Consider the following 24,464-nt stretch of genomic DNA (forward strand, 5'->3'; position numbering starts at 1 on the left):
GGGCGGCCCGTTTCACGTGCCCGGTCCTGCGCGGGGTGTCAGCAGCCGATGAGCTGCGCGGCGAGGAACGACTCGACCTGGCTGATCGCGATGCGCTCCTGGCTCATGGTGTCGCGCTCGCGGATGGTCACCGCGTCGTCCTCCAGGGTGTCGAAGTCGACCGTCACGCAGAACGGGGTGCCGATCTCGTCCTGGCGGCGGTAGCGGCGGCCGATGGCGCCCGCATCGTCGAAGTCGACGTTCCAGTTCTTGCGCAGCTGCGCGGCCAGGTCGCGCGCCTTCGGCGACAGGTCGGCGTTGCGCGACAGCGGCAGCACCGCGACCTTGACCGGGGCGAGCCGCCGGTCCAGCCGCATCACGGCGCGCTTCTCCAGCTTGCCCTTGGCGTTCGGGGCCTCGTCCTCGGCGTAGGCGTCCATCATGAACGTCAGCGTGCAGCGGTCCACGCCCGCCGCCGGCTCGATCACGTACGGCACGAACCGCTCGCCCGACTCCTGGTCGAAGAACGACAGGTCGGTGCCGGACGCCTTGGCGTGCGTGGTCAGGTCGTAGTCGGTGCGGTTGGCGATGCCCTCCAGCTCGCCCCACTCGCTGCCGACGAAGTCGAACCGGTACTCCACGTCCACGGTGCGCTTGGAGTAGTGCGACAGCTTGTCGGCCGGGTGCTCGAACAGCCGCAGGTTCTCCTTGCGGATGCCGAGGTCGACGTACCACTGCAGCCGCTCGTCGATCCAGTACTGGTGCCACTCCTCGTCGCTGCCGGGCTTGACGAAGAACTCCATCTCCATCTGCTCGAACTCGCGGGTCCGGAAGATGAAGTTGCCGGGCGTGATCTCGTTGCGGAACGACTTGCCGACCTGGCCGATGCCGAACGGCACCTTGCGGCGCGCCGACTGCTGCACGTTCAGGTAGTTGATGAAGATGCCCTGCGCGGTCTCGGGGCGCAGGTAGGCCAGGCCCGAGGCGTCCTCGACCGGGCCGAGGAAGGTCTTCAGCAGGCCGTTGAACATCTTCGGCTCGGTGAACGAGCCCTTGACGCCGCAGTTCGGGCAGGTGATGTCGGCCAGGCCGTTCGCCGGCGGGCGGCCGTGCTTCTCCTCGTAGGCCTCTTCGAGGTGGTCGGCGCGGAAGCGCTTGTGACAGGACTGGCACTCGGTCAGCGGGTCCACGAACGCGTTGACGTGGCCGCTGGCCTCCCACACCTCGCGGGCCAGGATCACGCACGAGTCGAGGCCGACGACGTCGTCGCGGCCCTGCACCATGGACTTCCACCACTGGCGCTTGACGTTGTTCTTCAGCTCCACGCCGAGGGGGCCGTAGTCCCAGGAGGCCCGCAGGCCGCCGTAGATCTCACTCGACGGGTAGACCAGACCCCGTCGCTTGGCGAGGTTGACGATCGTGTCCAACACGTCGGAACGGCGTGCCATGAGCATTCTCCATCCGGCTGGCGGTCGGCGGGATTGTCTATACACTCTCGGGCCGCCCGCACGGACGGCCGAGGCAAAAGTGTGATCCCCGGGTTGACGGTCATCGCAGCGCGGAGTGACGCGGCGCTGCTCCAAGACCATTTCCCAGCTTACACATGCCGCCCCGGCTCCTCGCGTCGTTTACGCGCCGCCCCCGTGCCGCGCACGGTCCCGGTCAGTAGACGCGCCCGTCGACGGTGTTGCTGTCGACGTTGATGGTCACGCCGCCGTGCCGCTCGCGGTGGCCGCCCCGGTACTGCTTGATGCGGCGGTGCGGGTGCCACCAGTCCTCCTCCAGGAGGTCGTCGTAGATGGTGGGCTCGCCGTCCCAGCGCGCGAACCAGATGGCGTCCGGCTTGGTGATGTCGCCGGCCTTGCCGAGGTCGCGGACGCCCGAGGCGATGCTGCTGTAGACGCCCGGCACGTAGTCCAGCCGCGCCACCTCGCGCGACCAGGCGTCCAGGAAGCGCAGCACCGGCTTGCGGCAGGAGTCCTTGCGGCTGTCGTAGGCCTCCATGTCGTAGTAGATGGGCTTGCCCTCGGGGATGCCGAGGGCGTCCGCCTGGCGGACGGCGTCGCGGGCGGCGCGGGTCCCCTCGCCGGCGGCGTCCTTGGGGTCGAAGTGCACGCGGTAGCGCGAGCAGGGCGACTGGGGCCCGACGTAGGTCGGGATCAGCCGGTAGCCCATCTTGCGGACCGTGCGGACCCAGGCGGCGTCCAGGTTGGGCTGGGCGCAGCCCCGGGCCGCGCCGCCGATGTAGATGTTGGCGACGTCGTAGGCCTTCCGCCAGGCGGCCATGGAGGCCAGCGCCGGGGCGGCGCAGGTGTCGAACCCCTTGCCGGTGGCCCAGGGGCGGTTCATGTCGGCCTCCTCCGGCGTGTCCTCCTCGTCGTCCTCGTCGGGCGCGTCCGGCGTGCCGTGGCGCGGCACGGGCTCGGCGGGCCAGGCGCCGGCGATCCTGGAGGCCCGCAGCGTGTCGCGCAGGGCCTGCTCGTCCGCGCCGTAGGTGCCGGTGACCCGGACGCCGGCCTCGGGCAGCGGCATCTCGATCCGGTGGTCGGCGGTCGTGCGCAGCGGGACCCGGGCGGGCAGGTCGGGCCGGGCCCACAGGCGCCGCCGCGCCGAGGCGTCACCGACCGGCTCGACGAGCACGGCCTCGGTGCGGTCGACGACCCGGGCCGGGCAGTCGGCCTGCGGGCCGGGCCGGCCGAGGTAGATCGCGCGCCGGTCGAAGCGGACGCAGCGGGTGGGGTCGCGGTCCAGCCGGTGCACCTCCCAGCCGGCCGGGACCGGGATGCGCAGGCCCCGGTAGGCCACGAACGGGCGGCCGCTCAGCGCGGCGGGCGGGTCGGCCGCGGACCGCGGGGCGGGCGTCCCGGCGGCGGCGGTGACGACGGGCGCCGCCGCCAGTACGGTGAGTGACAGTCCGAGAACGGCCGCATGTCGCATCACATTCCCCCGTGTTGATCGTGATGCGGCAGTGATGACCTTGACCGTCCGGCGCGAAACCGTGGCCCGGTGCTTCTTTCCCGTCCGTTGAACGGTCCTCGGTCAGCGCCCTGCCACGACCTCGTAGGCCCCGGCCTCGTCGAGGGCATAGGCGGCCAAGGGGATGAACAGCACCCGCACGTCGTAGGCGCCGAGGGCGCGGCGGTAGAAACCCGCCCCGTCCCACTCGGTCACCAGCGCCCACAGGTCGGGCTCGTCGACGGTGCGGGCGAGCCGACCGGAGCGGAAGCCGGCGCTCGCGGCCAGGGTCTCCAGCACGGCGGTCATCTCGGCGGCGAAGCCGTCCGCCCGCTCCTGCGGCACCCGGTAGCGGGTAATGGCGATCATCGGGCCATCCTTCCAGGCCGGGGGCGTTAGGTTGGTCGGGTGAGCGAGCGAGACGGGGCCTCCGGGCGCGGAAGCGGGCAGGCCGGGCCGTCGGGGACGCGCGCCGCGGTGGAGCGGTGGAGCGCCGGGCCGCTGGCCCTGCTGCACCGGCGCCGGTCCGCGCTGCTGGTGGCGGTGCTGGTGCTGCTCGTGGCCGGAATGCTGGCGCCGGGCCCGGCCGGGGCCGGCTGCCTCGTGGTGCTGCTGGCCCTGCTCGGCTGGCTGTCCTATCTCAGCTGGCCCGCGCTGGCGGTCCGGGACCGGCTGCTGCGGCTCGGCGGCATGGCGCTGCTCGTGGCGGTCGCGGTCGAGCGCGCCCTCACCTGATTTTGACAATCGTTTTCATTTACGGACATACTGCAAGGGTGCTCACCCTCCGCGGAACCCCCCGTCTCCTGCCCGCCGCCGCCTTCGCCGTCGCCGGGCTCACCGCCCTCTCCGCCTGCGGCGACGCGGGCGCGGACGGCGCGGGCGGCAAGACCAAGGTGGTCGCGTCCTTCTACCCCATGGCCTGGCTGAGCCAGGAGGTGGGCGGCGCCGACGTCACCGTGCAGACCCTCACCAAGCCGGGCGCCGAGCCGCACGACCTGGAGCTCACCCCCCGCCAGATCGGCGACGTGGGCAAGGCCCGCCTCACCGTCTACGTCAAGGGCGTGCAGCCCGCGGTGGACCAGGCCGTCGCCAAGGAGGCCAAGGGCCGGGCGCTGGACGCCGCCACCACGGTGAAGACGCTGCCCGCCCCGCACGGCGGGGAAGAGGAAGAGGAGGGGCACGAGCACGCCGAGGTGTCCTACGACCCGCACCTCTGGCTGGACCCGAGCCGGATGGCCGCCGTCGCCAAGGCGCTCGGCGACCGGCTCGCCGCCGCCGACCCCGCGCACGCCGCGGGCTACCGCACCCGGGCCGCCGCGCTCGCCGGCCGGCTGGCCGAGCTGGACAAGGCGTTCCAGGACGGCCTGAAGACCTGCAAGCACAAGACGATCGTGACCGCGCACGCCGCGTTCGGCTATCTCGCCGACCGCTACGGCCTGACCCAGGTGCCGATCGCCGGGGTGGACGCGGCCAGCGAGCCGTCGCCCAAGCGGCTCGGCGAGCTGACCCGCCAGGTCCGCGCCGCCGGGGCGACCACGGTGTTCACCGAGACGCTGGTCAGCCCCAAGGTCGCCGAGTCCCTCGCCCGGGAGGCCGGGGTGAAGACCGCGGTGCTGGACCCGGTGGAGGGAATCAAGAAGGGTGCCGGGGGCGATTACCAGACGGTGATGCGCGCCGACCTCGGCACGCTGCGGTCCGCCCTGGAGTGCTCATGAACGACGTCCCCCCCTTCGCGATGACCGGCGGCCGGGTCCGGCTGGACGGCCGCGAGGTGCTGCGCGGCGTCGACCTGCGGGTCGGGGCCGGCGACCGGGTCGCGCTGCTCGGCCCGAACGGCGCGGGCAAGTCCACGCTGGTCAAGGCGCTGCTCGGGCTGCTGCCGCTCAGCGAGGGACGCACCGAGATCTACGGCGCGCCGCCGTCGCGGTTCCGCGACTGGAAGCGGGTCGGGTACGTGCCGCAGCGGCTGCCGATGGGCGGCGGCGTGCCGGCCACCGTGCGCGAGGTCGTGGCGTCCGGGCGGGTGGCGCGCCAGTCGCGCTGGCGGCCCTCCTCGGCCGCCGACCGGGCCGCGGTGGACCGCGCCCTGGAGGCCGTCGGCCTGGCGGACCGGGCGCGCGACTCGGCGCACCTGCTGTCGGGCGGCCAGCAGCAGCGGGTGCTGATCGCCCGCGCGCTCGCGGGCGAACCCGAGGTGTTCGTCATGGACGAGCCGACCGCCGGGGTGGACGCCGCCAGCCAGGCCGCCCTCGCCGCCACGCTGGGCTCGCTGGCCGCGCAGGGCCGCACCGTCGTGCTCGTCGCGCACGGGCTCGGCCCGATGGAAGACCTGATCACCCGCACGATCCACCTGGACCACGGCCGGATCCTGCGCGAGGAGACCGCGATGAGGAAGAGCGCGTGAGCGAGATGCTGTCGTACGAGTTCATGCGCATCGCCCTGGTGATGGCGGTGCTCATCGGGCTGACCGCGCCCGCCGTCGGGACGTTCGTCGTGCAGCGCAGGCTGTCGCTGCTCGGCGACGGCATCGGCCACATCGCGCTCACCGGCATCGGCCTCGGGCTGCTGACCAGCACCTCCCCCACGCTCGGCGCGCTGGCGGTGTCGGTGCTCGGCGCGATCGCCATCGAGGTGCTGCGCGCGCGCAGCCGCAGCGGCGCGGACGTCGTGCTGGCGCTGCTGTTCTACGGCGGCCTCGCGGGCGGGGTGGTGCTGACCAACGCCCAGGGCGGCGGCGCGAACCTGCAGTCCTACCTGTTCGGGTCGATCAGCAGCGTGCAGGCGTCCGACCTGTACGTGGTCGCCGGGCTCGCGGTCGCCGTGCTCGGCATCGTGGCGCTCTTCGGCCGCGAGATGTTCCTGCTCTGCCAGGACGAGGACGTGGCGCGCACCGCCGGCCTGCCGGTGCGCTTCCTCAGCGTGCTGATCGCGGTGACCGCCGCGGTGACCGTGGTCATCGCGATGCGCGCCATCGGGCTGCTGCTGGTCAGCGCGCTGATGGTGGTGCCGGTCGCGGCCGCCCAGCAGCTCACCCGGGGGTTCCGGAGCACGATGCTGCTGGCGATGGGAACCGGTGTACTGTCGGCGGTGACCGGGCTGGCAGGCTCCTTCCAGTACGATCTGCCGCCGGGCCCCTCCATCGTGCTGCTCGCGCTCGCGGTCTTCGTGGCCGCGGTGCTCGCCGGCGCGGTGCTGCGCCGCCGGCGGACGGTGACGGCGGCGGCGGTCCGGCCCAGCGTGGAAGCCGAGGCGGAGGTAGCAGGGGGATGACGACGGCCCGCCGTAACGCGGTGCGGCAGGTCCTGGCAGGCTGCCAGGGCTTCCGCAGCGCCCAGGACATCTATGCCGACCTGCGCGCCGACGGCTCCAAGATCGGCCTCACCACGGTCTACCGGGCGCTGCAGGCGCTCAGCGAGTCCGGCGAGGTCGACGTGCTGCGCACCGACGACGGCGAGGCCGTCTACCGGGCCTGCCGCACCGAGGAGCACCACCACCACCTGGTCTGCCGCGGCTGCGGCCGCACCGTGGAGGTCGCGGGCCCGGCGGTGGAGCGGTGGGCCGACGCGGTCGGCGCCGAGCACGGCTTCGTGGAGATCACCCACACCGTCGAGGTGTTCGGCACCTGCGGCGAGTGCGCCGCCCGCCGATCTTGATCCCCGCCCCCGGTGGCCCGGGGCGGGCGCCCGGCACGAGACAATCGGCCCATGGCTACGACACGTACCGCTAACGCGCACTGGGAAGGGCCGCTCATGGGCGGCCAGGGCACGGTCTCGCTGGACTCCTCGGGGCTCGGCACCTACGACGTCACCTGGGCCTCGCGGGCCGAGGACCCGAACGGGCGCACCAGCCCCGAGGAGCTCATCGCGGCGGCGCACTCGACCTGCTTCTCGATGGCCCTCTCACACGGCCTGGCCGGCGCCGGCACCCCGCCGGAGAAGGTCGACACCAAGGCCGACGTCACCTTCCAGCCGGGCGAGGGCATCACCGGCATCCACCTGACCGTCCGGGCGAGCGTGCCGGGGCTGTCGGCGGCCGACTTCGAGCAGGCGGCGCAGAACGCCAAGGAGAACTGCCCGGTCAGCAAGGCGCTGACCGGCACGAAGATCACGCTGGACGCGGCGCTGGTCTAGGGCATGGCGAAGGGGCGGCCTCCGCGCGGGGCCGCCCCTTCCGCATATCGCGCGACCGGCGGTTCAGCCGAGCGGGACGCCGCGGCGGCCGTCCACCGCGATCGGCGCCTCGCCCGCGACGGCGACGTGCCGCAGCCGGCGCGGCTCGCCGCCGTAGTCGTGCACCACCCGGTGCTGGGTCGCGCGGTTGTCCCAGACGGCCACGTCGCCGGGCGACCAGCGCCAGCGCACGGTGTTCTCCAGCCGGGTCACCCGCTCCTGGAACAGCCGGATCAGCGCCTCGGAGTCGGCCTCGTCGCTCAGCCCGGCCACCGCCCGCGCGTACCCGCCGAGCAGCAGCGCCCGCTCCCCCGTCTCGGGGTGCACCCGGACCAGGGGGTGCTCGGCCTGCGCGGCCCCGTCGGCGTGCCGCAGCCAGAGCCGGTCGGCGACCTCGCGCAGCTCGACCGGCAGGTCGTCGTAGGCGGCGGCGGTGTTGGCCCAGACGGTGTCGCCGCCGTGCGAGGGCACCTCGACGGCGCGCAGCACCGAGAACCCCGAGGGCCGGTCGCGGTAGGACAGGTCGGTGTGCCAGGCGCCGCCCGGCGCGGGCGGCGCCGGGACGGGCTCGCCGAGCAGCCGGGCGAACGCGGTCTGCTCCGCCGCGTCCAGGTGGTGCTGGTCCCGGAAGAACAGGACCTTGTGCCGCAGCAGGGCGGCGCGCAGGCGCCGGACGGCCTCCTCGCCCAGCGCACCCGAGAGACGGACGCGACAGACCTGCGCGCCGATCCGGCCGGCGACGGGTTCGATCTCCATGGACCGCGCCCCGGCGGGGCGCACAGGGTCCAGCAGCTGTGGCGTCATGGCACGACGGTACGCAGCCCCCGCCGATAAATCAACTAAACCAGTAGGAATAGTTTCGTCAGTGCGCCTCCGCGACGGGCACCGGGTTGGGCACCGCGCCGCCGTAGCGGCGGTCCCGGCTGGCGTAGACCTCGCAGGCGTGCCACAGGTGCCGCCGGTCGAAGTCGGGCCACAGCGTGTCCAGGAACACCATCTCGGCGTACGCCGACTGCCACAGCAGGAAGTTGGAGGTGCGCTGCTCGCCCGACGAGCGCAGGAACAGGTCCACGTCGGGGATGCCCGGCTCGTCCAGGTAGCGGGCGAACACCTTCTCGCTGATCTTGTCGGGGTTCAGTTTGCCGTCGCGCACGTCGCGGGCGATCGCGGCGGCGGCGTCGGCGATCTCGGCGCGACCGCCGTAGTTCACGCAGAACTGCAGGGTGAGCACGTCGTTGCCGCGCGTCATCTCCTCGGCGTCCTCCAGCTCCTTGATGACGCTGCGCCACAGGCGCGGGCGGCGGCCCGCCCAGCGCACCCGCACGCCCATCGAGTGGAGCTGGTCGCGGCGGCGGCGGATGACGTCGCGGTTGAAGCCCATCAGGAAGCGCACCTCCTCGGGCGAGCGCTTCCAGTTCTCGGTGGAGAAGGCGTAGGCCGACAGGTTCGGGATGCCGAGCTCGATGGCCCCCATGATCACGTCGAAGAGCGAGTCCTCGCCCCTCTTGTGCCCCTCGGTGCGGGGCAGGCCGCGCTCCTTGGCCCAGCGCCCGTTGCCGTCCATCACGATCGCCACGTGCTTCGGCACCAGGTCGGCCGGGATGGCCGGGGGCCTGGCCCCGTCCTTGTGCGGGTACGGCGGCGAAACGGCCCTTCTCAAACTCGCTCCCTGTCCGAGGTGTCGCCGGTCCCCCGTTCGACGTGCCGCAGGGACCGGATGCCATGTTCCAGGTGCCACTGCAGGTAGGCGGCCACCAGACCGCTGCACTCTATCCGGTGGCGGGGGTCGCTCCCGTCCGCATGCACCCAATCTCCACGCAACAACGCCAACATCAGCGCAAAGGTGGGCGGAGCGGGTGTGGCCGCGCCCGGCTGGCGGCAGCGCGCGCACACCGCGCCGCCCGCCGCGATCATGAAGCCGCGCAGCCCGCCGCGGTCGCCGCAGCGGCAGCACTCGTCGATCGCCGGCGCCCAGCCCGCCACCGACAGCGACCGCAGCAGGAAGGCGTCCAGCACCAGGCGGGGGTCGTGGTCGCCCTCCACCAGCGTGCGCAGCCCGCCGACCAGCAGCAGGAACTGGCGCAGCGCGGGCTCGCCCTCCTCGCTGGTCAGGCGCTCGGCGGTCTCCAGCATCGCGGTGCCCGCGGTGTAGCGCGGGTAGTCGGTGGCCAGGGTCTGCCCGTAGGGCCGCAGCGTCTCGGCCTGGGTGACCAGGTCCAGCGAGCGCCGCTCGTACAGCTGCAGGTCGACGTGGCTGAACGGCTCCAGCCGCGCCCCGAACCTGGACTTGGTCTTGCGGACCCCCTTGGCCGCCGCGCGGATCCGGCCGTGCCGGCGGGTCAGGATCGTCACGATGCGGTCGGCCTCACCCAGCTTCTGGGTGCGCAGGACGACGCCTTCATCGCGGTAGAGAGTCACCCCTCCATTCTCCCGTACGACCGGCGGTGCGGCGGCGCCTCGAAGATCCTTACGTTCCGTGACCGCATTAGGACGGATCAGTATCGGCGAAGCCGTGGCCGGGCCCCCGCCGAGGTGGCAGCGTTGTCCCATGAGATGCACCATCGTGCCGCCGCACATGCTGGAGCACGTCGCCCGGGCCGGTGACAACGCCGCCCTGCGCGACATCGCCCGCCGCACGCTCGTCCTCAGCAGCACCGCCCGGACCGAGCGCCGGGTGCTCCCCCTGGAGCCCCCCTCCCCCACCGAGGACTTCGTCCCCGACCGCACCATCGACGACGCCCGCAACCGCGAGGAACTGCCCGGTGAGACCGTGCGCGCCGAGGGCGGCCCGGCCACCGGGGACACCGCCGTCGACACCGCCTACGACTGGCTCGGCGTCACCTTCGACTTCTTCGAGGCCGCCTACCGGCGCAACTCCATCGACGGCGCCGGGCTGCCGATGATCTCCACCGTGCACTACGGGCGCGACTACGACAACGCGTTCTGGAACGGCGAGCAGATGGTCTACGGCGACGGCGACGGGACGCTGTTCACCGCCTTCACCGGGCCGCTCGACGTCACCGGGCACGAGCTCACCCACGGCGTCACCCAGTACACCGCGGGCCTGGAGTACTACGGCCAGTCCGGCGCGCTGAACGAGTCGCTGTCGGACGTGTTCGGCTCGCTGATCAAGCAGTGGCACCGCGGGCAGACCGCCGACCAGGCCGACTGGCTGATCGGCGAGGGCCTGCTGGCCCCGCGCGTGCACGGGGTCGCGCTGCGCTCGATGAAGGAGCCCGGCACCGCCTACGACGACCCGCAGCTCGGCAAGGACCCCCAGCCCGGGCACATGGACGACTACGTCGAGACCTACCGCGACAACGGCGGGGTGCACATCAACTCCGGCATCCCGAACCGCGCCTTCTACCTGACCGCCGCCGCGATCGGCGGAAACGCCTGGGAAAAGGCCGGAAAGGTCTGGTACGACACGCTCACCGGCGGGAAACTCTCCTCGACCGCCGATTTCAAGGGCTTCGCCGCGGCCACGCTCGCCACCGCGACCGCACTGTACGGCGCGGACGCCGCCGAGACGGCGGCGGTACGGCAGGGGTGGACGGGGGTAGGCGTCCCGCTATGAGGGCCTTCCGCCCCCGGGCGGCGAGGCCGGACGGGGAGGAGGCATGGTGAAGGTCAAGGTGGTCCGCTCGGGCGGTTTCGCGGGCATCCAGCGGCGCGGCGAGTCCGACAGCGCCAGCGATCCGCTGCTGTCGCACCTGGTCGACCGGGTGGACCTCGGCGCCGTGCCGGCGCCAGGACGCATTCCCGACCAGTTCCTGTACGACATCGACATCGACGGCCGGACCACGACCGTCGGCGAGGCCCAGTTGCAGGGGCCGCTGCGGGAGCTGGTGCACCACGTCCTCGACCACACCCGGTAGGGCGCCCGCCCCCGGGAGGCCGGGCCGCGGAGCACGGCGGGCCCCGGCCGTGAGATCGTCACGGCCGGGGCCCGTACGTCGATCACACGAGTGGTTCACATCGTCGTGACCGGGTCTTCAGGCGGCGCGCCTGCCTATGCGGCGGCGCGCGCCACGCGGTTGACGGCCGACAGGATGGCCTTCAGGGAGGCGGTGACGATGTTGCCGTCGATGCCCGCGCCCCACACGGTGGTGCCGTTGACGTCGCACTCGACGTAGGCGGCCGCGCGGGCGTCGCCGCCGGCGCTCATCGCGTGCTCGACGTAGTCCAGCACCCGCACGTCGATGCCGACGGTGGCCAGGGCGGCCTCGAACGCCGACACCGGGCCGTTGCCGACGCCCTCGATCTCGCGGATCTCGCCGCCCAGCCGGATGTCGCAGCTGAGCGCGTCCTTCTCGTCGACCCGGGAGGTCGCGCGGTGCGCCAACAGCCCGACCCGCGGGCCGTTGGCCAGGAACTCGGCCTCGAAGATCTCCCACATGCGCTCGGCGGTGACCTCGCCGCCCGCCGCGTCGGTGTGCTGCTGCACCACGCGGGAGAACTCGATCTGCAGCCGGCGCGGCAGCTCCAGCGCGTGCTCGGTCTTCATGATGTAGGCGACGCCGCCCTTGCCGGACTGGCTGTTGACCCGGATCACGGCCTCGTAGGAGCGGCCCACGTCGTGCGGGTCGATCGGCAGGTAGGGCACTTCCCAGGTGTAGGCCTCGACGGGCGTGCCGGCCGCGGCGGCGTCGCGCCTCAGGTGGTCGAAGCCCTTGTTGATGGCGTCCTGGTGCGAGCCGGAGAACGCGGTGTAGACCAGGTCGCCGCCGTAGGGGTGCCGCTCGTGCACCGGCAGCTGGTTGCAGTACTCCACGGTGCGGCGGATCTCGTCGATGTCGGAGAAGTCGATCTGCGGGTCGACGCCCTGGGTGAACAGGTTCAGCCCCAGGGTGACCAGGCAGACGTTGCCGGTGCGCTCGCCGTTGCCGAACAGGCAGCCCTCGATGCGGTCGGCGCCGGCCAGGTACCCCAGCTCGGCGGCGGCGACGGCGGTGCCGCGGTCGTTGTGCGGGTGCAGCGACAGGATCACCGAGTCGCGGCGGGCCAGGTGGCGGTTCATCCACTCGATCTGGTCGGCGTACACGTTCGGGGTGGCCATCTCGACGGTGGCCGGCAGGTTCACGATCACCTTGCGCTCGGGGGTGGGCTGCCACACGTCGTTGACGGCGTTGCAGACCTCGACCGCGTACTCCAGCTCGGTGCCGGTGAACGACTCCGGCGAGTACTGGAAGTAGATCTCGGTGTCGCCCATGTCGTCGGCCAGCTTCTTGCACAGCTTGGCGCCCTCGACGGCGATGGCGGTGATGCCGTCCTTGTCCTGCCCGAACACCACCCGCCGCTGCAGCGTGCTGGTGGAGTTGTACAGGTGCACGATCGCCTGCTTGGCCCCGCGCACCGCCTCGAAGGTCCGCTCGATCAGCTCGGGCCGGGCCTGGGTCAGCACCTGGATGACCACGTCGTCCGGAATGCGGCCCTCGTCGATGATCTGCCGGACGAAGTCGAAGTCGGTCTGGCTCGCCGCCGGGAAGCCGACCTCGATCTCCTTGTAGCCCATGCGTACCAGCAGGTCGAACATCTTCAGCTTGCGGTGGGCGTCCATCGGGTCGATCAGCGCCTGGTTGCCGTCGCGCAGGTCGACCGCGCACCATCGGGGCGCCTCGGTGATCACCTTGTCGGGCCAGGTGCGGTCGGCCAGCTTGACCGGCGCGAAGGGGCGGTAGCGCTGGAAGGGCATACCGGAGGTGTTCTGCTGCGGATACATCTGGGTGCGTTCCCTCTGCTCAGGTCCTGCGGCCGACGAACACGACGAAGTCCCGCAGCGAGGGAGCCGACCTTTGGTTACAGGCCCCCGCTGCGGCCGCTAAGGAGGAGCAGCGCACCGAACACGTCAGCCAAGCTAACAGATCCCATCCGGGTATCGGAAACAACGTCCCGGATACTGAGACAACGCGTGTCTCCCCCGTCTCACGAACGCACCGCGTGCCCCGTCCCATTCCCCAGGGCCGGGGCACGCGGCGCAGGTCACACGGCCAGCAGCCGCCGCACCTCCTCGTCGTGCAGGTCCGCGGCCGGGCCGGACCGGCACACCCGGCCGCCCTCGATGATCACGAATCCGTCGGCGAGCCGCAGCGCCAGCTCCAGGTACTGCTCGACCAGCAGCACCGCCAGGCCCCGCTCCCGGTGCAGCCGCTCGATCGCCGCCTCGATCTCGGCGACGATCGACGGCTGGACGCCCTCGGTCGGCTCGTCCAGGATCAGCAGCCGGGGCCGGGTGACCAGGGCGCGGGCGATGGCGAGCTGCTGCTGCTGGCCGCCCGACAGGAACCCGGCGCGGCGGCCGAGCAGCTCCTTCAGCCGGGGGAAGACCTCCAGCGCCTCCTCGATCGCGGCGCCGTCGCGGTGCCGGGACGCCTCCAGCGTGACCCGCAGGTTGTCGGCGACGGTGAGCTGCGGGAACGTCTCGTGGCCCTGCGGGACGTAGCCCATCCCCCGCCGCACCCGCTCGTGGACGGGCAGCCCGGTGACGTCCTCGCCGTCGAAGACCACCTTCCCGGCGGTCGGCGGCAGCACGCCCATCACGGCGTTCAGCAGGGTGGTCTTGCCGACGCCGTTGCGGCCCATCACGCACATCAGCCCGCCGGCCTCGACCGCGACGTCCACCCCGAACAGCACCCGGGCCCGGCCGTAGGCGGCCGCCAGCCCGCTCACCTCCAGCAGCGCGCTCACGCGGCCACCTCGCCTAGCGGCTCGGCCATGCGTGAGCTCCACTGCTCTGCTTCCCTGTTCGCTTCGCTCACGCCGCCTCCTCCCGGCCGCGGCCGAGGTAGACCTCCTGGACGCGCGGGTCGGCCTGCACCGTGGCCACGTCGCCCTCGACCAGCACCCGGCCCTCGTGCAGGACGGTGACCTGCGAGGCGTACCGGCGCAGGAACTCCATGTCGTGCTCCACCACGACGACGGTGTGCTCGCGCGCGATCTCGGTGAGCAGCTCGCCGGTGCGCTCGCGCTCGCCGCGGCCCATCCCGGCGACCGGCTCGTCGAGCAGCAGCAGCCGGGGCCGCTGCGCGATGAGCATGCCGATCTCCAGCCACTGCCGCTGGCCGTGCGAGAGCACCCCGGCGGGCCGGTCGGCCAGCGCGCCGAGCCCGATGGTGTCCAGCGCCGCCGCGACGGCGTCGGGGACGCCGCGCCGCCGCAGCAGCAGCGTGGGCAGCGGGCGGCGGAACCCGGCGGCCAGGTCCAGGTTCTCCAGCACCGTCAGCTCCTCGAACACCACCGAGGTCTGGAAGGTGCGGCCGATGCCGAGCCGGACGATGCGGTGCTCGCGGCGGCCGGTCAGCTCGGTGCCGGCGAAGGACACCGAGCCCGCCGCGGGCCGGGTGAGGCCGGTCACCACGTCGATCAGGGTGGTCTTGCCGGCCCCGTTCGGGCCGATCAGGAAGCGCAGCTCGCCGTGGCCGACGGTGAGGTCCACGCCGTCCAGCGCCGTGAAGCCGTCGAACACCACCTTCAGGCCGCGGATCTGCAGCAGTGCGTCACTCATGCGGGCACCTCCTCGGTCTTCGGGCGGTCGGGGACGGGCGCCGGGGCGGGGCGGCGCCGGGCGAGGGCGTCGCGGGCCTGCTCGTACAGGCCGACCGCGCCCTTCGGCGCCAGCGTCATGACCAGGATGAACAGGGCGCCCTCCAGGTACAGCCAGCCGCCCGCCCACTGCTCGCTGAAGGAGGTCTTGGCGTAGTTCATGACGACCGCGCCGAGGACCGCGCCGGCCAGGGCGTACCGGCCGCCGACGGCGACCGCCACGACCAGCTCCAGCGACGGGACGACGCCGAGCAGCGACGGCGAGATGATCCCGACGACCGGGACGAACAGCGCCCCGGCGATGCCGGCCATGCCCGCCGAGACCGCGAACGTGACCGTCTTGACGGTGGCGGGGTTGTAGCCGAGGAAGCGCACCCGGTCCTCGCCGTCGCGGACCGCGACCAGCAGCCGCCCGAACCGGCTGCGCACCAGCTGCCGCGCCGCCAGGTACAGCGCGCCGAGCACGGTCGCGGTGACGAAGTACATGGTGCGCTGGGTGCTCTCGGCCTCGGGGTCCTGGCCGAAGAAGTCGTAGAAGTTGGTGAGGCCGTTGGTGCCGCCGGTGAGGCCCTGGCGGCCGACCAGCAAGATGACGAACGCGGCGGCCAGCGCCTGGGTGAGGATCGCGAAGTAGGCGCCGCGCACCCGCTGCCGGAACACCAGCGCGCCGAGCACGACCGCCGCCGCCACCGGCACCGCGACCACGGCGGCGACCGCCACGGCCGGGTTCGCGAACGGCTTCCACAGCGCGGGCAGCCGTTCCACGCCGCTCCAGGTCATGAAGTCGGGCAGGTCGCCGCCGGCGTCGTGCAGCTTGAGGTACATCGCCATCGCGTAGCCGCCGAGGCCGAAGAAGACGCCCTGGCCGAGGGTGAGCATGCCGCCCTGCCCCCAGGCGAGGCCGATGCCGAGCGCGGCGATCGCCAGGCACAGGTACTTGGCCAGCTCGTCCAGCCGGAACGCCGGCAGCGTCAGCGGCGCCACCACCAGCACGAGCAGGCCGACCGCGGCGAACAGCGCGTATCCGCGCAGCCGGGGGCTCACGTCAGCCGCCGGGTGCGCAGCACGAACAGGCCCTGCGGGCGGACCTGCAGGAAGGCGATGATGACCGCGAACACGATGACCTTGGCCAGGCTCGCGTCGGTCCAGAACTCGGCGAAGGAGTTCAGCATGCCGAGCGCGAGCGCCGCGATGACCGCGCCGCGCAGCCGGCCGAGGCCGCCCGCGACCACGACCAGGAACGCGTCGACGATGTAGTAGGTGCCGAGGGACGGCCCGACCGGCCCGATCAGGGTCAGCGCGACCCCGGCGACGCCGGCCAGGCCCGAGCCGACGAAGAAGGTGAGCTGGTCGACCCGGGCGGTCGCCACGCCGCTGACGGCGGCCAGCTCGCGGTTCTGCATGACCGCGCGCATCCGGCGGCCCTGCCGGGAGCGGTTCAGGTAGACCCAGATCCCGGCGACGCAGGCGACCGCGAGCGCCATGATGAACAGCCGCGGGTACGGGAGGGCGCCGCCGAGGAGGGTGACCCGCCCGGTCAGCCAGGGCGGCGCCGCGACCTGCACGTTGGGGGCGCCGAACAGGTCCCGGGCGGCCTGCTGCAGCACCAGGCTGACGCCCCAGGTGAGCAGCAGGGTGTCCAGGGGCCGGCCGTAGAAGTGCCGGATCGCCAGGCGCTCCAGCAGCCAGCCGAGCGCGCCCGCGACGGCGAACGCCACCGGCAGCGCGACCAGGACGGCCTCGTCGCCGGCCCAGTCCTGGAGCATGTAGGCGGTGTAGGCGCCGGCCATGATGAACTCGCCGTGCGCCATGTTGATGACGCCCATCTGGCCGAAGGTGAAGGTGAGGCCGAGGGCGATCAGCAGCAGCACCGCGCCGATGCTGATGCCGATCGGTAGTTGGTTGAGCAGGGATTGCATGGATGCCGCCTCCTCTGGCACGCCGGTCCGGACGGGGAGGCGGGCGGCGCGCCCCCGGCGCGCCGCCCGCCCGTCTCAGGACAGGCCGGCCGCCCAGGGGTAGGACTTCAGGTAGGGGTCGGGCTTGATCGGCTCCTTGGAGGCCCAGACCTCCTTGATGAGCCCGTCGGGCTGGATGACGCCGATGCGCGCGGTCTTGTAGACGTGCTGGGTCGGCCCGTCGATGGTGACCTTGCCCTCGGGCAGTTCCAGGGACAGCCCGGCGGCGGCCTTCTTCACCGCCGCCACCTCGGTGGTGCCGGCCTTCTGCGCGGCGGCGGCCCACAGGTGCACCGCGTTGTAGCCGGCCTCCATCGGGTCGGAGGTCACCGCGCCCTGGTGCTTGGCCTGGAACGCCTTGACGAAGTCCTCGTTGGCCTTGCCCTTGGTGGTCTGGTAGTAGTTCCAGGCCACCGGCTGGCCCTTGATGTTGTCGACGCCGATGCCCTTCACCTCCTCCTCGGCGATGCTGACCGACATCACCGGCAGTTTCGCCGCGTCGAATCCGGCGCTCTTGAACTGCTTGAAGAAGGCGACGTTGCTGTCGCCGTTCAGGGTGTTGAACACCGCGTCGGGCTTCTGCTCGCCGATCTTGTTGACCAGCGTGCTGTATTCGGTGTGCCCGAGCGGGGTGTACTCCTCGCCCACCACCTGCATTCCGTTGGCCTTGGCGTAGGCCTTGATGATTTTGTTCGCGGTGCGCGGGAAGACGTAGTCGCTGCCGACCAGGTAGATCCTCTTCTTTCCCTTTTCCTTGAGGTAGTCCAGGCCGGGCACGATCTGCTGGTTGGTGGTGGCGCCGGTGTAGAAGATGTAGGGCGAGGACTCCAGGCCCTCGTACTGGACCGGGTACCACAGCAGGGCCTTGTTGCGTTCGAAGACCGGCAGCATCGCCTTGCGGCTGGCCGAGGTCCAGCCGCCGAAGACGGTGGCGACCCGGTCCTTCTTGATGAGCTTCTGGGCCTTCTGCGCAAAGGTCGGCCAGTCGGAGGCGCCGTCCTCCACGACGGGCTCCAGCTTCTTGCCGAGCACGCCGCCCTTGGCGTTGATCTCGTCGATGGCCAGCTGCTCGGAGTTCTTGACCGTCACCTCGCTGATGGCCATCGTGCCGCTGAGGGAGTGCAGAATTCCGACCTTGATGGTGTTCCCGCCGCCGCCGGTCCCGGTTTCCGCCTTGTCACCGGACTCGCCGCCGCAGGCGGTGAGCAGCGCGGCCGGCAGGACGGCCGCCACGGCCAATGGGCGCAGGAATGGTGTCCGCAACTATTGACTCCTCACAGAATCGGCCCCGTGGGTTCGTTCACGTTGCCAATTCTGCGAGCTGTCATTTCTCCGCAACGACCGCCGCGTTACAAATGCCTTACGAGGACCTCACCGCCACGAGCGGTCAGGGAACGAGCACCGAAAGGCAGGTGACGCACCCTTCCAGGGCCTCGAACTCGCCGATGTCGACGGCGGTGACGCGCAATCCGTCCGCGGTGAGCTGCGCGGCGGTGCGCGGCGCGGACGCGGCCATCAGCACGTGTTCGGGACCGAGCACGACCACGTGCGCGCCGGCCGGCTCGGGGGCGACGCGCAGCGCGGGCAGCACCGAGGTGTCGACGCACTCGGGGCAGCCGATGAGGGTGCCGTCGGGCAGCGCCGTCATCGCCGACTTCAGGTGCAGGCAGCCGGCGGTGTCCACCGGCACGACCCGGCGCCCGCCGAGCAGGTGGGCGAGCTGGCAGATGCCCTCCTCGTTGGTGCGCGCGCCGCGCCCGACGTAGACGGTGCCGCCCGCCTGGAGCACGTCGCCGCCGTCCAGCAGGCCCGGCGCCTTGATCCGCTCCACCCGCAGGCCGAGGTCGCGCACCGCGCGCTCGGCGCCCGGCAGTTCGCCGCGCCGGGCCGCCGCGCCGGACCGGCCGAGGACGGCCAGGTCGCCGCAGACCACGACGGTGTCCTCGACGAACACCGCGTCCGGGCAGTCGTCGGCGGACGGCACCGCGCGCACCCGCCAGCCCGCCGCGCGCAGCGCCGCCTCGTAGGCGGCGTGCTGGCGGGCGGCGCGGGCCGGGTCCACCGGCCGCCGGTCGATGTGGGTGACGATCCCCTCGGCCAGCCGGGGGCCCGGCCGCCGCACCAGCGCGGTGCCGGCCGTGCCGCCGGTCCCGGGGGCGCTCACCGGGCCGCGCCCTCGGTGGTGAGGATCACGCCGAGCGCGTACGCGGGCGACATGCCGAGCAGGTGCGCGATGCGGTGCAGGACGCGCCGCTCGGCGTCGCCCAGCGGGCCCGCCGCGAGGCCGACCCGGACCACCTGGGCGAGGAACCACTCCTTGGCCTCGGCCGCCAGGTGCACACCGGCGCGGGCGACCTCCTCCTCCAGGAACGTCTCGCGCAGCCCGAGGTCGGCGCGGAGCGCGTCGTCGTCGTAGCCGGGCTCGCCGTAGCCGCGCACGACCTCGAAGGCACGCTGGCGGGTCGCCTCGGCGGCCGGGGCGCCGGCGCGCAGCAGCAGGCCGACGGCGGCGCGCATCCCGGCCGGCAGGGCGGCGGCCAGCTGCCGGGCCGTCGGCACCCGCAGCACCGAGGTGCCGAACCGGGTCCGGCAGGACCGGCACTCGGCGGTCTCGCCGCGCCGGTCCAGCGGGATCACCGGCACGAAGAACAGGGTGACCCAGCGCCGCGCGGTGCGCCGGCGGAAGCCCCGGTCGCCGCCGCACTGCGGGCAGTGGAAGGTGCCGGTGCTCGCCGTACGGAAGAACACCGAAATGCCGATAACAAGCAACACCGGCTTCTCCTCCCATAACGGACTCCGGCCCAACCTACCGATCCGCGCGCCCCGACGTGGCCCGCCCGCCCGAATGCGGCACTGCCCTTACGCTGGGTCCATGAGTGGTGACCTTGGGACCGCCGGGCCCGGCGAGCCCGCCGGACGGCCCCGCGCGGGGGAACGGCCGAGCTTCCTGCCGCCCGAGGAGACGCCGCCCGAGCGCCCGGCCGCGCCGCCGCCCGAGCCGCCGCTGTCGTGGGGCGCGGCGGTCTGGCCGGTGCTGACGATCGTCGCCGCGGGCGTCCTGCTGGTCTCGGCGTTCCTGCCCTGGGCGCACCGGACCATCGCGCTCGGCCTGTTCGGCGAGCAGGCCGAGCGGACGGTCACGATGGCCGGCATCGAGGCCGGCGGGACGGTGCTGGTGGTGCCCGTCCTCGCGGTGAGCGCGATCGTGCTGGCCGCCTGGGCGCTGCTCGGCCGCGACCCGCGCATCACCGTGCTCGCCGTGGTGCCCGGCGCGCTGGTGCTGCCCGTCTGCGGGCTGTTCCTGCTCCGGCTGGAGCGGCTGCGGGGCGACCTGCCCGTGCCCGGCGGCGTCATGGGCGTGCGGGCCGAGGTCACGCTCGGCTACGGCTGGTACCTGACGGTCGCGGCGGCGCTGCTGACGGTCGGGTTCGCGCTGGCGCAGCCGGTGGCCGCGCGGATCCAGCGGCCCTCTCCCGCCGGGCCCGCCACCGCCGGGCCCCCCACCACCGGGCCCTATCCGGCCGGGCCCTACCCGGCCGGCGAGCCCGATCAGTCGTAGAAGCCGAGGCGGCGCAGCTGCTTGGGGTCGCGCTGCCAGTCCTTGAGCACCTTGATCCGCAGGTCCAGGTAGACCCGGGTGCCGAGCAGCGCCTCGATCTGCTTGCGCGCCGCCGCGCCGACCGCGCGCAGCCGCTCGCCCTTGTGGCCGATGATGATCCCCTTCTGGGAGGACCGCTCGACGTACAGGTGGGCGTAGATGTCGACCAGGTCGGTGCGGCCCTCGCGCGGCGCCATCTCGTCGACGACGACGGCGATGGAGTGCGGCAGCTCGTCGCGCACGCCCTCCAGCGCGGCCTCGCGGACCAGCTCGGCGATCATGACCTGCTCGGGCTCGTCGGTCAGGTCGCCCTCGGGGTAGAGCGCCATCCCCTCCGGCAGCCGCTGGATCAGCAGGTCGCCGACCAGGTCCACCTGGAAGCCGTCGGCGGCCGAGCACGGCACGATGTCGGCGAACTCCCCCAGCCGGCCGACCGCGAGCAGCTGCTCGGCGACCTGCTGCGGGGTGGCGATGTCGGTCTTGGTGACGATCGCGATGATCGGGGTCTTCTTCACGTTGGCCAGCTCGCGGGCGATGAACTTGTCGCCCGGCCCGACCGGCTGGTCGGCCGGCACGCAGAAGCCGATGACGTCGACCTCGGTGAGGGTGGAGCGCACCAGGCTGTCCAGCCGCTCGCCGAGCAGCGTCTTCGGCTTGTGCAGGCCCGGGGTGTCGACCACGACCAGCTGCGCGTTCGGGCGGTGCACGATGCCGCGGATCGCCCGCCGGGTGGTCTGCGGGCGGCTGCTGGTGATCGCCACCTTGGAGCCGACCAGCGCGTTCATCAACGTCGACTTGCCCACGTTGGGGCGCCCGATGAAGCAGGCGAAGCCCGATCGGAAGCCTTCGGTCGTGGTGTTCCCCAGCGATGTCACGCTGTCATTGTCGCCTACCCGCCGCATCGGATCGTCCACTCCCCGCCCCGGGCCGGGCTCAGGCGGCCGGTTCGCCGAGCCCGCCGAGCGCCTGCTCGGCCCGCCCCGCCCAGGCCGGCGCCCCGGCCAGCGCGGCGATCTCGGCCGCCCGCCGGTAGTGCCCGGCGGCCTCGGCCGGGCGCTCCAGGAAGACCGCCAGGTCGCCGAGGGTGTGCGCGACCGGGCCGAGGGCCGCCACCGCGCACGCGCCGCCCGCGATGTAGCCGGCGTAGGGCAGCAGCGCGCGCCGGCAGCCGGCGGCCAGCTCCCGGTCGCCGAGCGCGATCGCGCGCTGCGCGCGCATCGACATCGTCAGGTCGAAGAAGTAGTCGGGCCGGATGGGCCCGGCGCCCTCGGTCGCCCGCCGCGCCTCCTCCAGCCGGCCCTGCCCGGCGAGCGCGAGCGCGTACAGGTCGGCGGTGGCGCTGACGTGCGGCCACTGCCGGGCGAGCCAGCCGGTCTCCTGCACCAGTTCCCCGGCGCGGCCCTGCAGGAAGCGGGCGCAGAAGACGCCGATGAACGCCACGCCCCGCTCGCCGCTCCACACGCCGGTGCGGCCGATGGCGTCGCCGACGCGGCGGTAGACGCGCTCGGCGTCGTCGTAGCGGGCGCCCTGCACGTGCAGGACGGCCTCGTACCAGCTGCCGATCAGGTCGAACAGCGGCAGCCCGTACTGCTCGGCGAGGCGGCGGCCCTCGGCCAGGTGGGCGCGGGCGGCGGGCAGGTCGACGCAGGCGACGGCGGCCTGGTGCAGCTGCAGGTGCGCGAGCACCCGGTGGGTGCCGAGCCGGTGGGCCTCGGCGAGGTCCAGCAGCTCGGCGGCGATCCGCCGGCGCTCGTCGCGGCCCGCCGCGTCCCGGTAGGCGTTGGTGTAGAGGCCGTTCAGCGCGACGGCGAGCAGCTCGGGACGGCCGAGGTCGCGCGCCTGGGCGACGGCCTGCTCGGCGGCGCGCCGCCCCCGGTCGTCCAGCTCGCCCTCCAGTTCCATGGCCAGCATGGTCAGCAGCCGCACGCGCAGCGGGCCGGCGCCCGGGGGCAGGGCGGCGAGGGCGTGCTCGATCGCGTCGATGGCCTCCTGGTCGACGGTGCCGTACTCGCGGTTGGTCCACAGCATCGGGACGTCGAAGCTGGCGATGACGCGGGCCAGCAGGTCCGGGTCGCCGAGCGCGCGCGCTTCGGCGATGGCGCGCAGCCGCCGCAGCCGTGCCGGGACGAGGTCGCCGCCGAGCGCGGACGCGCGGATGGCGCGGATGTCCAGTTCCAGGCGTTCGGGCGCGGGGACGCCGGGGATGTCGGCGGCCCGGCACCACAGGTCGCCGGCGGCGCCGTGCGCGAACCGGGCCTCGGCCTCCTCGGCCGCCGCCCGCGCGTACCGGACGGCCTTGGCGGCGTCGGTGCCGGCCTCCAGGTAGTGGTGGGCGAGCGCGGCGGCCTCGCCCGGCCGGTGCCGTTCCAGCGCGGCGGCGACCCGGCCGTGCAGGCGGGTGCGGCGGGCCCGCGACAGGCCGGTGTAGAGGGTGTCGCGGACCAGCGCGTGCGCGAACCGGATCCGGCCCGCGGCGGGCTCGGTGATCAGGCCGCTGGCCAGGCCCGCCTCGACGGCGTCCAGCACCGCGTCCTCGTCGCCGGCCACCTCGGCCAGCACCCGCAGGTCGGCGTCGCGGCCGACGACGGCGGCGCCGCGCAGCACCGCCTGGGCGCCCTCGGGCAGCCGGGCGACGCGGCGGCGCAGCACGTCGCCGACGCCGGCCGGGACCGCCCCGGTCGCGGCGGCGGGGCCCTCGGCGTCCAGCAGCCGGGCCGTCTCGCGGATGAAGAAGGGGTTGCCGCCGGTGCGCTCGGCGATCGCGGCGGCCTCGGCGTCGCCGACCCCGGCGGCGCAGGTCGCGCGGACCAGGTCGGCGGCCGCGCCGGGCGGCAGGCCGGTCAGGTCGATGCGCAGCGGCTCGTGCCGGGCCAGGGCGGCGAGGGCGGCGGCGAGCCGGTCGGAGACCTCGGTCCGGCGGAACGTGCCGGCGAGCAGGACGGGCAGGCCCCGGACCCGGGCGAGGACGCGGCCGAGCAGCGCCAGCGTCTCCTGGTCGGCCCAGTGCAGGTCCTCCAGGACGAGCAGCAGCGGCGCCCGCGCGGCGAGCCCGGCGAGGTAGTCGCCGACGGCCAGGTGCAGGTGGAAGCGGCCCGTGGTGATGTCACCTGCGGTGATGTCACCGGTGGTGATGTCGCCCGTGTCCGGGACGGTGGCGGTGTCGTCCAGCAGCGGGCCGAGGCGGGCGGCCTGGCCCTCCTCGGGCGGCGTTCCGGCGGCCAGCTCGCGCAGCAGCTCGGCCCACGGCCAGGCGGCGGGCGCGCCGGTCTCCGAGGCGCGGCCCCACGCGCAGGTCCAGCCCCGCTCGGCCAGCAGTTCGGCGAGGCGCTCGGCGAGGGCGGTCTTGCCCATCCCGGCGTCGCCGCCGATCAGGGCGAGGCCGCCGGATCCGGCGGCGTCCGCGAGGCGGGCGAGCTCGTCGTCCCGGCCGAAGAACGAGGGCGCCGGGGCCGGGTCGGACCGGACCAGCCGCAGCGGCGGCCGGACCGGCTCCAGGGCCGGCGCCTGGGCGAGGATGTCGCGCTCCAGGCGGCGCAGCGCCGCACCGGGGTCGACGCCGAGCTCCTCGGCGAGCGTCGCGCGCACCCGGCGCAGCGCGGCGAGGGCGTCGCCCTGGCGGCCCGACCGGTACAGCGCGAGGGCGAGCAGCCGCCAGGCGTCCTCGCGCAGCGGGTTGGCGTCGGCGTGCGCCTCCAGGTCGGGCACCGCCTCGGCGGCGGCGCCGAGGCCCAGCATCGCCTCGGCGCGGCGCTCCACCGCCAGGCGGCGGCGCTCGTCCAGCCGGGCGGTCTCGGCGGCGGCCCAGGGCAGGTCGGCGAACTCGGCGTAGGCGGGCCCGCGCCACAGGCCGAGCGCCTCCTCGGCGCAGCGCCGCGCCGCCGCCGGGTCGTCGCCCGCGGCCTCGTCCACCAGCGCGTCGAACCGCCAGGCGTCGACGGCCGCGGCGGGCAGCCGCAGCGCGTACCCGGGCGGCGCGGTCACCAGGACCCGCGCGGGGGTGCGCGGCGGGCGGTCCGGCTCCAGCGCGCGGCGCAGGTGGGAGACGAACGACTGGAGGCCGGCGGCGGCGCGCGGCGGCGCGTCGCCCGCCCACAGCTCTTCCACCAGCCGGCCCGCCGGGACCATCTGCCCGTGCGCCGCGACGAGCCTGGCCAGGACGGACCGCTGCCGGGGCCCGCCGAGATCGGCCGCGGCCCCGTCCACCTTCACCTCGAACGCGCCGAGGACCCGTACGGTCGCCATGTCCCGGCCAGCTTAGACCGG

The 24,464-nt window shown here is 73.6% G+C and carries 25 protein-coding genes; 9 read left to right on the forward strand and 16 right to left on the reverse strand.

Features of this window, described 5'->3' with window-relative positions; translation table 11 throughout:
* Positions 1-38 precede the first annotated feature (38 nt).
* The 3 genes from ACRB68_RS03695 to ACRB68_RS03705 all read right to left on the reverse strand — a co-directional run bounded on the left by ACRB68_RS03695 (position 39) and on the right by ACRB68_RS03705 (position 3,303).
* On the reverse strand, positions 39-1,427 hold the full coding sequence (locus tag ACRB68_RS03695) for a glycine--tRNA ligase (protein WP_153530824.1): 1,389 nt from the start codon (positions 1,425-1,427) through the stop codon (positions 39-41).
* A 214-nt stretch (positions 1,428-1,641) separates the two neighbouring features.
* The gene (locus tag ACRB68_RS03700; RefSeq protein ID WP_153530825.1) at positions 1,642-2,916 is read right to left on the reverse strand and encodes a DUF1906 domain-containing protein; all 1,275 of its coding nucleotides are present in this window, start codon (positions 2,914-2,916) and stop codon (positions 1,642-1,644) included.
* A gap of 102 nt (positions 2,917-3,018) precedes the next feature.
* Positions 3,019-3,303 carry an antibiotic biosynthesis monooxygenase family protein gene (locus tag ACRB68_RS03705; protein WP_153530826.1) on the reverse strand — a complete coding sequence of 95 codons (285 nt, stop codon included), beginning with the start codon at positions 3,301-3,303 and terminating at the stop codon, positions 3,019-3,021.
* A 39-nt stretch (positions 3,304-3,342) separates the two neighbouring features.
* On the opposite strand from ACRB68_RS03705, the gene ACRB68_RS03710 reads away from it, so the two are divergent.
* The 6 genes from ACRB68_RS03710 to ACRB68_RS03735 are packed head-to-tail and all read left to right on the forward strand — an operon-like array spanning position 3,343 to position 7,064.
* Positions 3,343-3,669, forward strand: a complete 327-nt coding sequence (locus ACRB68_RS03710; protein WP_153530827.1) for a DUF6703 family protein — start codon at positions 3,343-3,345, stop codon at positions 3,667-3,669.
* Positions 3,670-3,707: 38 nt separating this feature from the next.
* Positions 3,708-4,649 carry a metal ABC transporter substrate-binding protein gene (locus ACRB68_RS03715; protein WP_328593708.1) on the forward strand — a complete coding sequence of 314 codons (942 nt, stop codon included), beginning with the start codon at positions 3,708-3,710 and terminating at the stop codon, positions 4,647-4,649.
* A complete protein-coding gene (locus tag ACRB68_RS03720) occupies positions 4,646-5,338 on the forward strand; it encodes a metal ABC transporter ATP-binding protein (protein WP_153530829.1) in 693 nt (230 codons plus the stop codon). The genes ACRB68_RS03715 and ACRB68_RS03720 overlap by 4 nt, the downstream gene beginning before the upstream one ends.
* A 5-nt stretch (positions 5,339-5,343) precedes the next feature.
* Positions 5,344-6,204: a metal ABC transporter permease gene (locus tag ACRB68_RS03725; RefSeq protein ID WP_153532246.1), complete on the forward strand. Its 861-nt coding sequence runs from the start codon at positions 5,344-5,346 to the stop codon at positions 6,202-6,204.
* Positions 6,201-6,587 carry a Fur family transcriptional regulator gene (locus tag ACRB68_RS03730; RefSeq protein ID WP_153530830.1) on the forward strand — a complete coding sequence of 129 codons (387 nt, stop codon included), beginning with the start codon at positions 6,201-6,203 and terminating at the stop codon, positions 6,585-6,587. The genes ACRB68_RS03725 and ACRB68_RS03730 overlap by 4 nt, the downstream gene beginning before the upstream one ends.
* Positions 6,588-6,638: 51 nt before the next feature.
* Positions 6,639-7,064, forward strand: coding sequence for an OsmC family protein (locus ACRB68_RS03735; protein ID WP_153530831.1), 426 nt, complete (start codon positions 6,639-6,641; stop codon positions 7,062-7,064).
* Positions 7,065-7,127: 63 nt separating this feature from the next.
* Here the strand turns inward: ACRB68_RS03735 and ACRB68_RS03740 are convergent, their stop codons facing one another.
* Genes ACRB68_RS03740 through recO form a run of 3 tightly spaced genes read right to left on the reverse strand, consistent with a single transcriptional unit; the run spans position 7,128 to position 9,521 of the window.
* The gene (locus ACRB68_RS03740; protein WP_153530832.1) at positions 7,128-7,907 is read right to left on the reverse strand and encodes a TauD/TfdA dioxygenase family protein; all 780 of its coding nucleotides are present in this window, start codon (positions 7,905-7,907) and stop codon (positions 7,128-7,130) included.
* A gap of 58 nt (positions 7,908-7,965) precedes the next feature.
* On the reverse strand, positions 7,966-8,763 hold the full coding sequence (locus ACRB68_RS03745) for an isoprenyl transferase (protein WP_153530833.1): 798 nt from the start codon (positions 8,761-8,763) through the stop codon (positions 7,966-7,968).
* On the reverse strand, positions 8,760-9,521 hold the full coding sequence (gene recO / locus ACRB68_RS03750) for a DNA repair protein RecO (protein ID WP_328593710.1): 762 nt from the start codon (positions 9,519-9,521) through the stop codon (positions 8,760-8,762). The genes ACRB68_RS03745 and recO overlap by 4 nt, the downstream gene beginning before the upstream one ends.
* Before the next feature lie 130 nt (positions 9,522-9,651).
* On the opposite strand from recO, the gene ACRB68_RS03755 reads away from it, so the two are divergent.
* Together ACRB68_RS03755 and ACRB68_RS03760 are read left to right on the forward strand one after the other, a co-directional pair.
* Entirely contained in the window at positions 9,652-10,680 is a 1,029-nt protein-coding gene (locus ACRB68_RS03755; protein WP_153530834.1) for a M4 family metallopeptidase, read from the forward strand.
* Positions 10,681-10,723: 43 nt separating this feature from the next.
* On the forward strand, positions 10,724-10,981 hold the full coding sequence (locus ACRB68_RS03760) for a protealysin inhibitor emfourin (protein ID WP_153530835.1): 258 nt from the start codon (positions 10,724-10,726) through the stop codon (positions 10,979-10,981).
* 134 nt (positions 10,982-11,115) lie between these two features.
* Here the strand turns inward: ACRB68_RS03760 and leuA are convergent, their stop codons facing one another.
* The 8 genes from leuA to ACRB68_RS40950 all read right to left on the reverse strand — a co-directional run bounded on the left by leuA (position 11,116) and on the right by ACRB68_RS40950 (position 19,375).
* Positions 11,116-12,825, reverse strand: coding sequence for a 2-isopropylmalate synthase (leuA, locus tag ACRB68_RS03765; RefSeq protein ID WP_153530836.1), 1,710 nt, complete (start codon positions 12,823-12,825; stop codon positions 11,116-11,118).
* Between the two features lie 260 nt (positions 12,826-13,085).
* On the reverse strand, positions 13,086-13,781 hold the full coding sequence (gene urtE, locus ACRB68_RS03770) for an urea ABC transporter ATP-binding subunit UrtE (RefSeq protein ID WP_153532248.1): 696 nt from the start codon (positions 13,779-13,781) through the stop codon (positions 13,086-13,088).
* 76 nt (positions 13,782-13,857) lie between these two features.
* On the reverse strand, positions 13,858-14,607 hold the full coding sequence (gene urtD, locus ACRB68_RS03775; protein WP_153530837.1) for an urea ABC transporter ATP-binding protein UrtD: 750 nt from the start codon (positions 14,605-14,607) through the stop codon (positions 13,858-13,860).
* Positions 14,604-15,689 (reverse strand): urea ABC transporter permease subunit UrtC, encoded by a 1,086-nt coding sequence (urtC, locus tag ACRB68_RS03780; protein ID WP_328593711.1) that lies wholly within the window; start codon positions 15,687-15,689, stop codon positions 14,604-14,606. Before urtC ends, urtD begins: the two co-directional genes overlap by 4 nt.
* Complete coding sequence (gene urtB, locus ACRB68_RS03785) at positions 15,686-16,564, reverse strand: urea ABC transporter permease subunit UrtB (protein ID WP_153530838.1); 879 nt, start codon at positions 16,562-16,564, stop codon at positions 15,686-15,688. Before urtB ends, urtC begins: the two co-directional genes overlap by 4 nt.
* 75 nt (positions 16,565-16,639) lie before the next feature.
* Entirely contained in the window at positions 16,640-17,866 is a 1,227-nt protein-coding gene (urtA, locus tag ACRB68_RS03790; RefSeq protein ID WP_235958729.1) for an urea ABC transporter substrate-binding protein, read from the reverse strand.
* Between the two features lie 124 nt (positions 17,867-17,990).
* Positions 17,991-18,767 (reverse strand): dimethylargininase, encoded by a 777-nt coding sequence (gene ddaH, locus ACRB68_RS40945; RefSeq protein WP_328593712.1) that lies wholly within the window; start codon positions 18,765-18,767, stop codon positions 17,991-17,993.
* Positions 18,764-19,375 (reverse strand): zinc ribbon domain-containing protein, encoded by a 612-nt coding sequence (locus ACRB68_RS40950; RefSeq protein ID WP_153530839.1) that lies wholly within the window; start codon positions 19,373-19,375, stop codon positions 18,764-18,766. The genes ddaH and ACRB68_RS40950 overlap by 4 nt, the downstream gene beginning before the upstream one ends.
* 100 nt (positions 19,376-19,475) lie before the next feature.
* Here ACRB68_RS40950 and ACRB68_RS03805 point away from each other — a divergent pair, with 100 nt between their 5' ends.
* Positions 19,476-20,162, forward strand: a complete 687-nt coding sequence (locus tag ACRB68_RS03805; RefSeq protein WP_153530840.1) for a hypothetical protein — start codon at positions 19,476-19,478, stop codon at positions 20,160-20,162.
* Here ACRB68_RS03805 and era read toward each other — a convergent pair.
* Both era and ACRB68_RS03815 read right to left on the reverse strand, forming a co-directional pair.
* On the reverse strand, positions 20,153-21,076 hold the full coding sequence (gene era, locus ACRB68_RS03810) for a GTPase Era (RefSeq protein WP_328593713.1): 924 nt from the start codon (positions 21,074-21,076) through the stop codon (positions 20,153-20,155). The genes ACRB68_RS03805 and era overlap by 10 nt on opposite strands.
* Positions 21,077-21,134: 58 nt before the next feature.
* Positions 21,135-24,443, reverse strand: coding sequence for an AfsR/SARP family transcriptional regulator (locus ACRB68_RS03815; RefSeq protein WP_153530842.1), 3,309 nt, complete (start codon positions 24,441-24,443; stop codon positions 21,135-21,137).
* Between the last annotated feature and the right edge of the window lie 21 nt (positions 24,444-24,464).

It is taken from the genome of Actinomadura macrotermitis (assembly GCF_009604375.1).
In the GTDB taxonomy this organism is placed as follows: Bacteria; Actinomycetota; Actinomycetes; order Streptosporangiales; family Streptosporangiaceae; genus Spirillospora; species Spirillospora macrotermitis.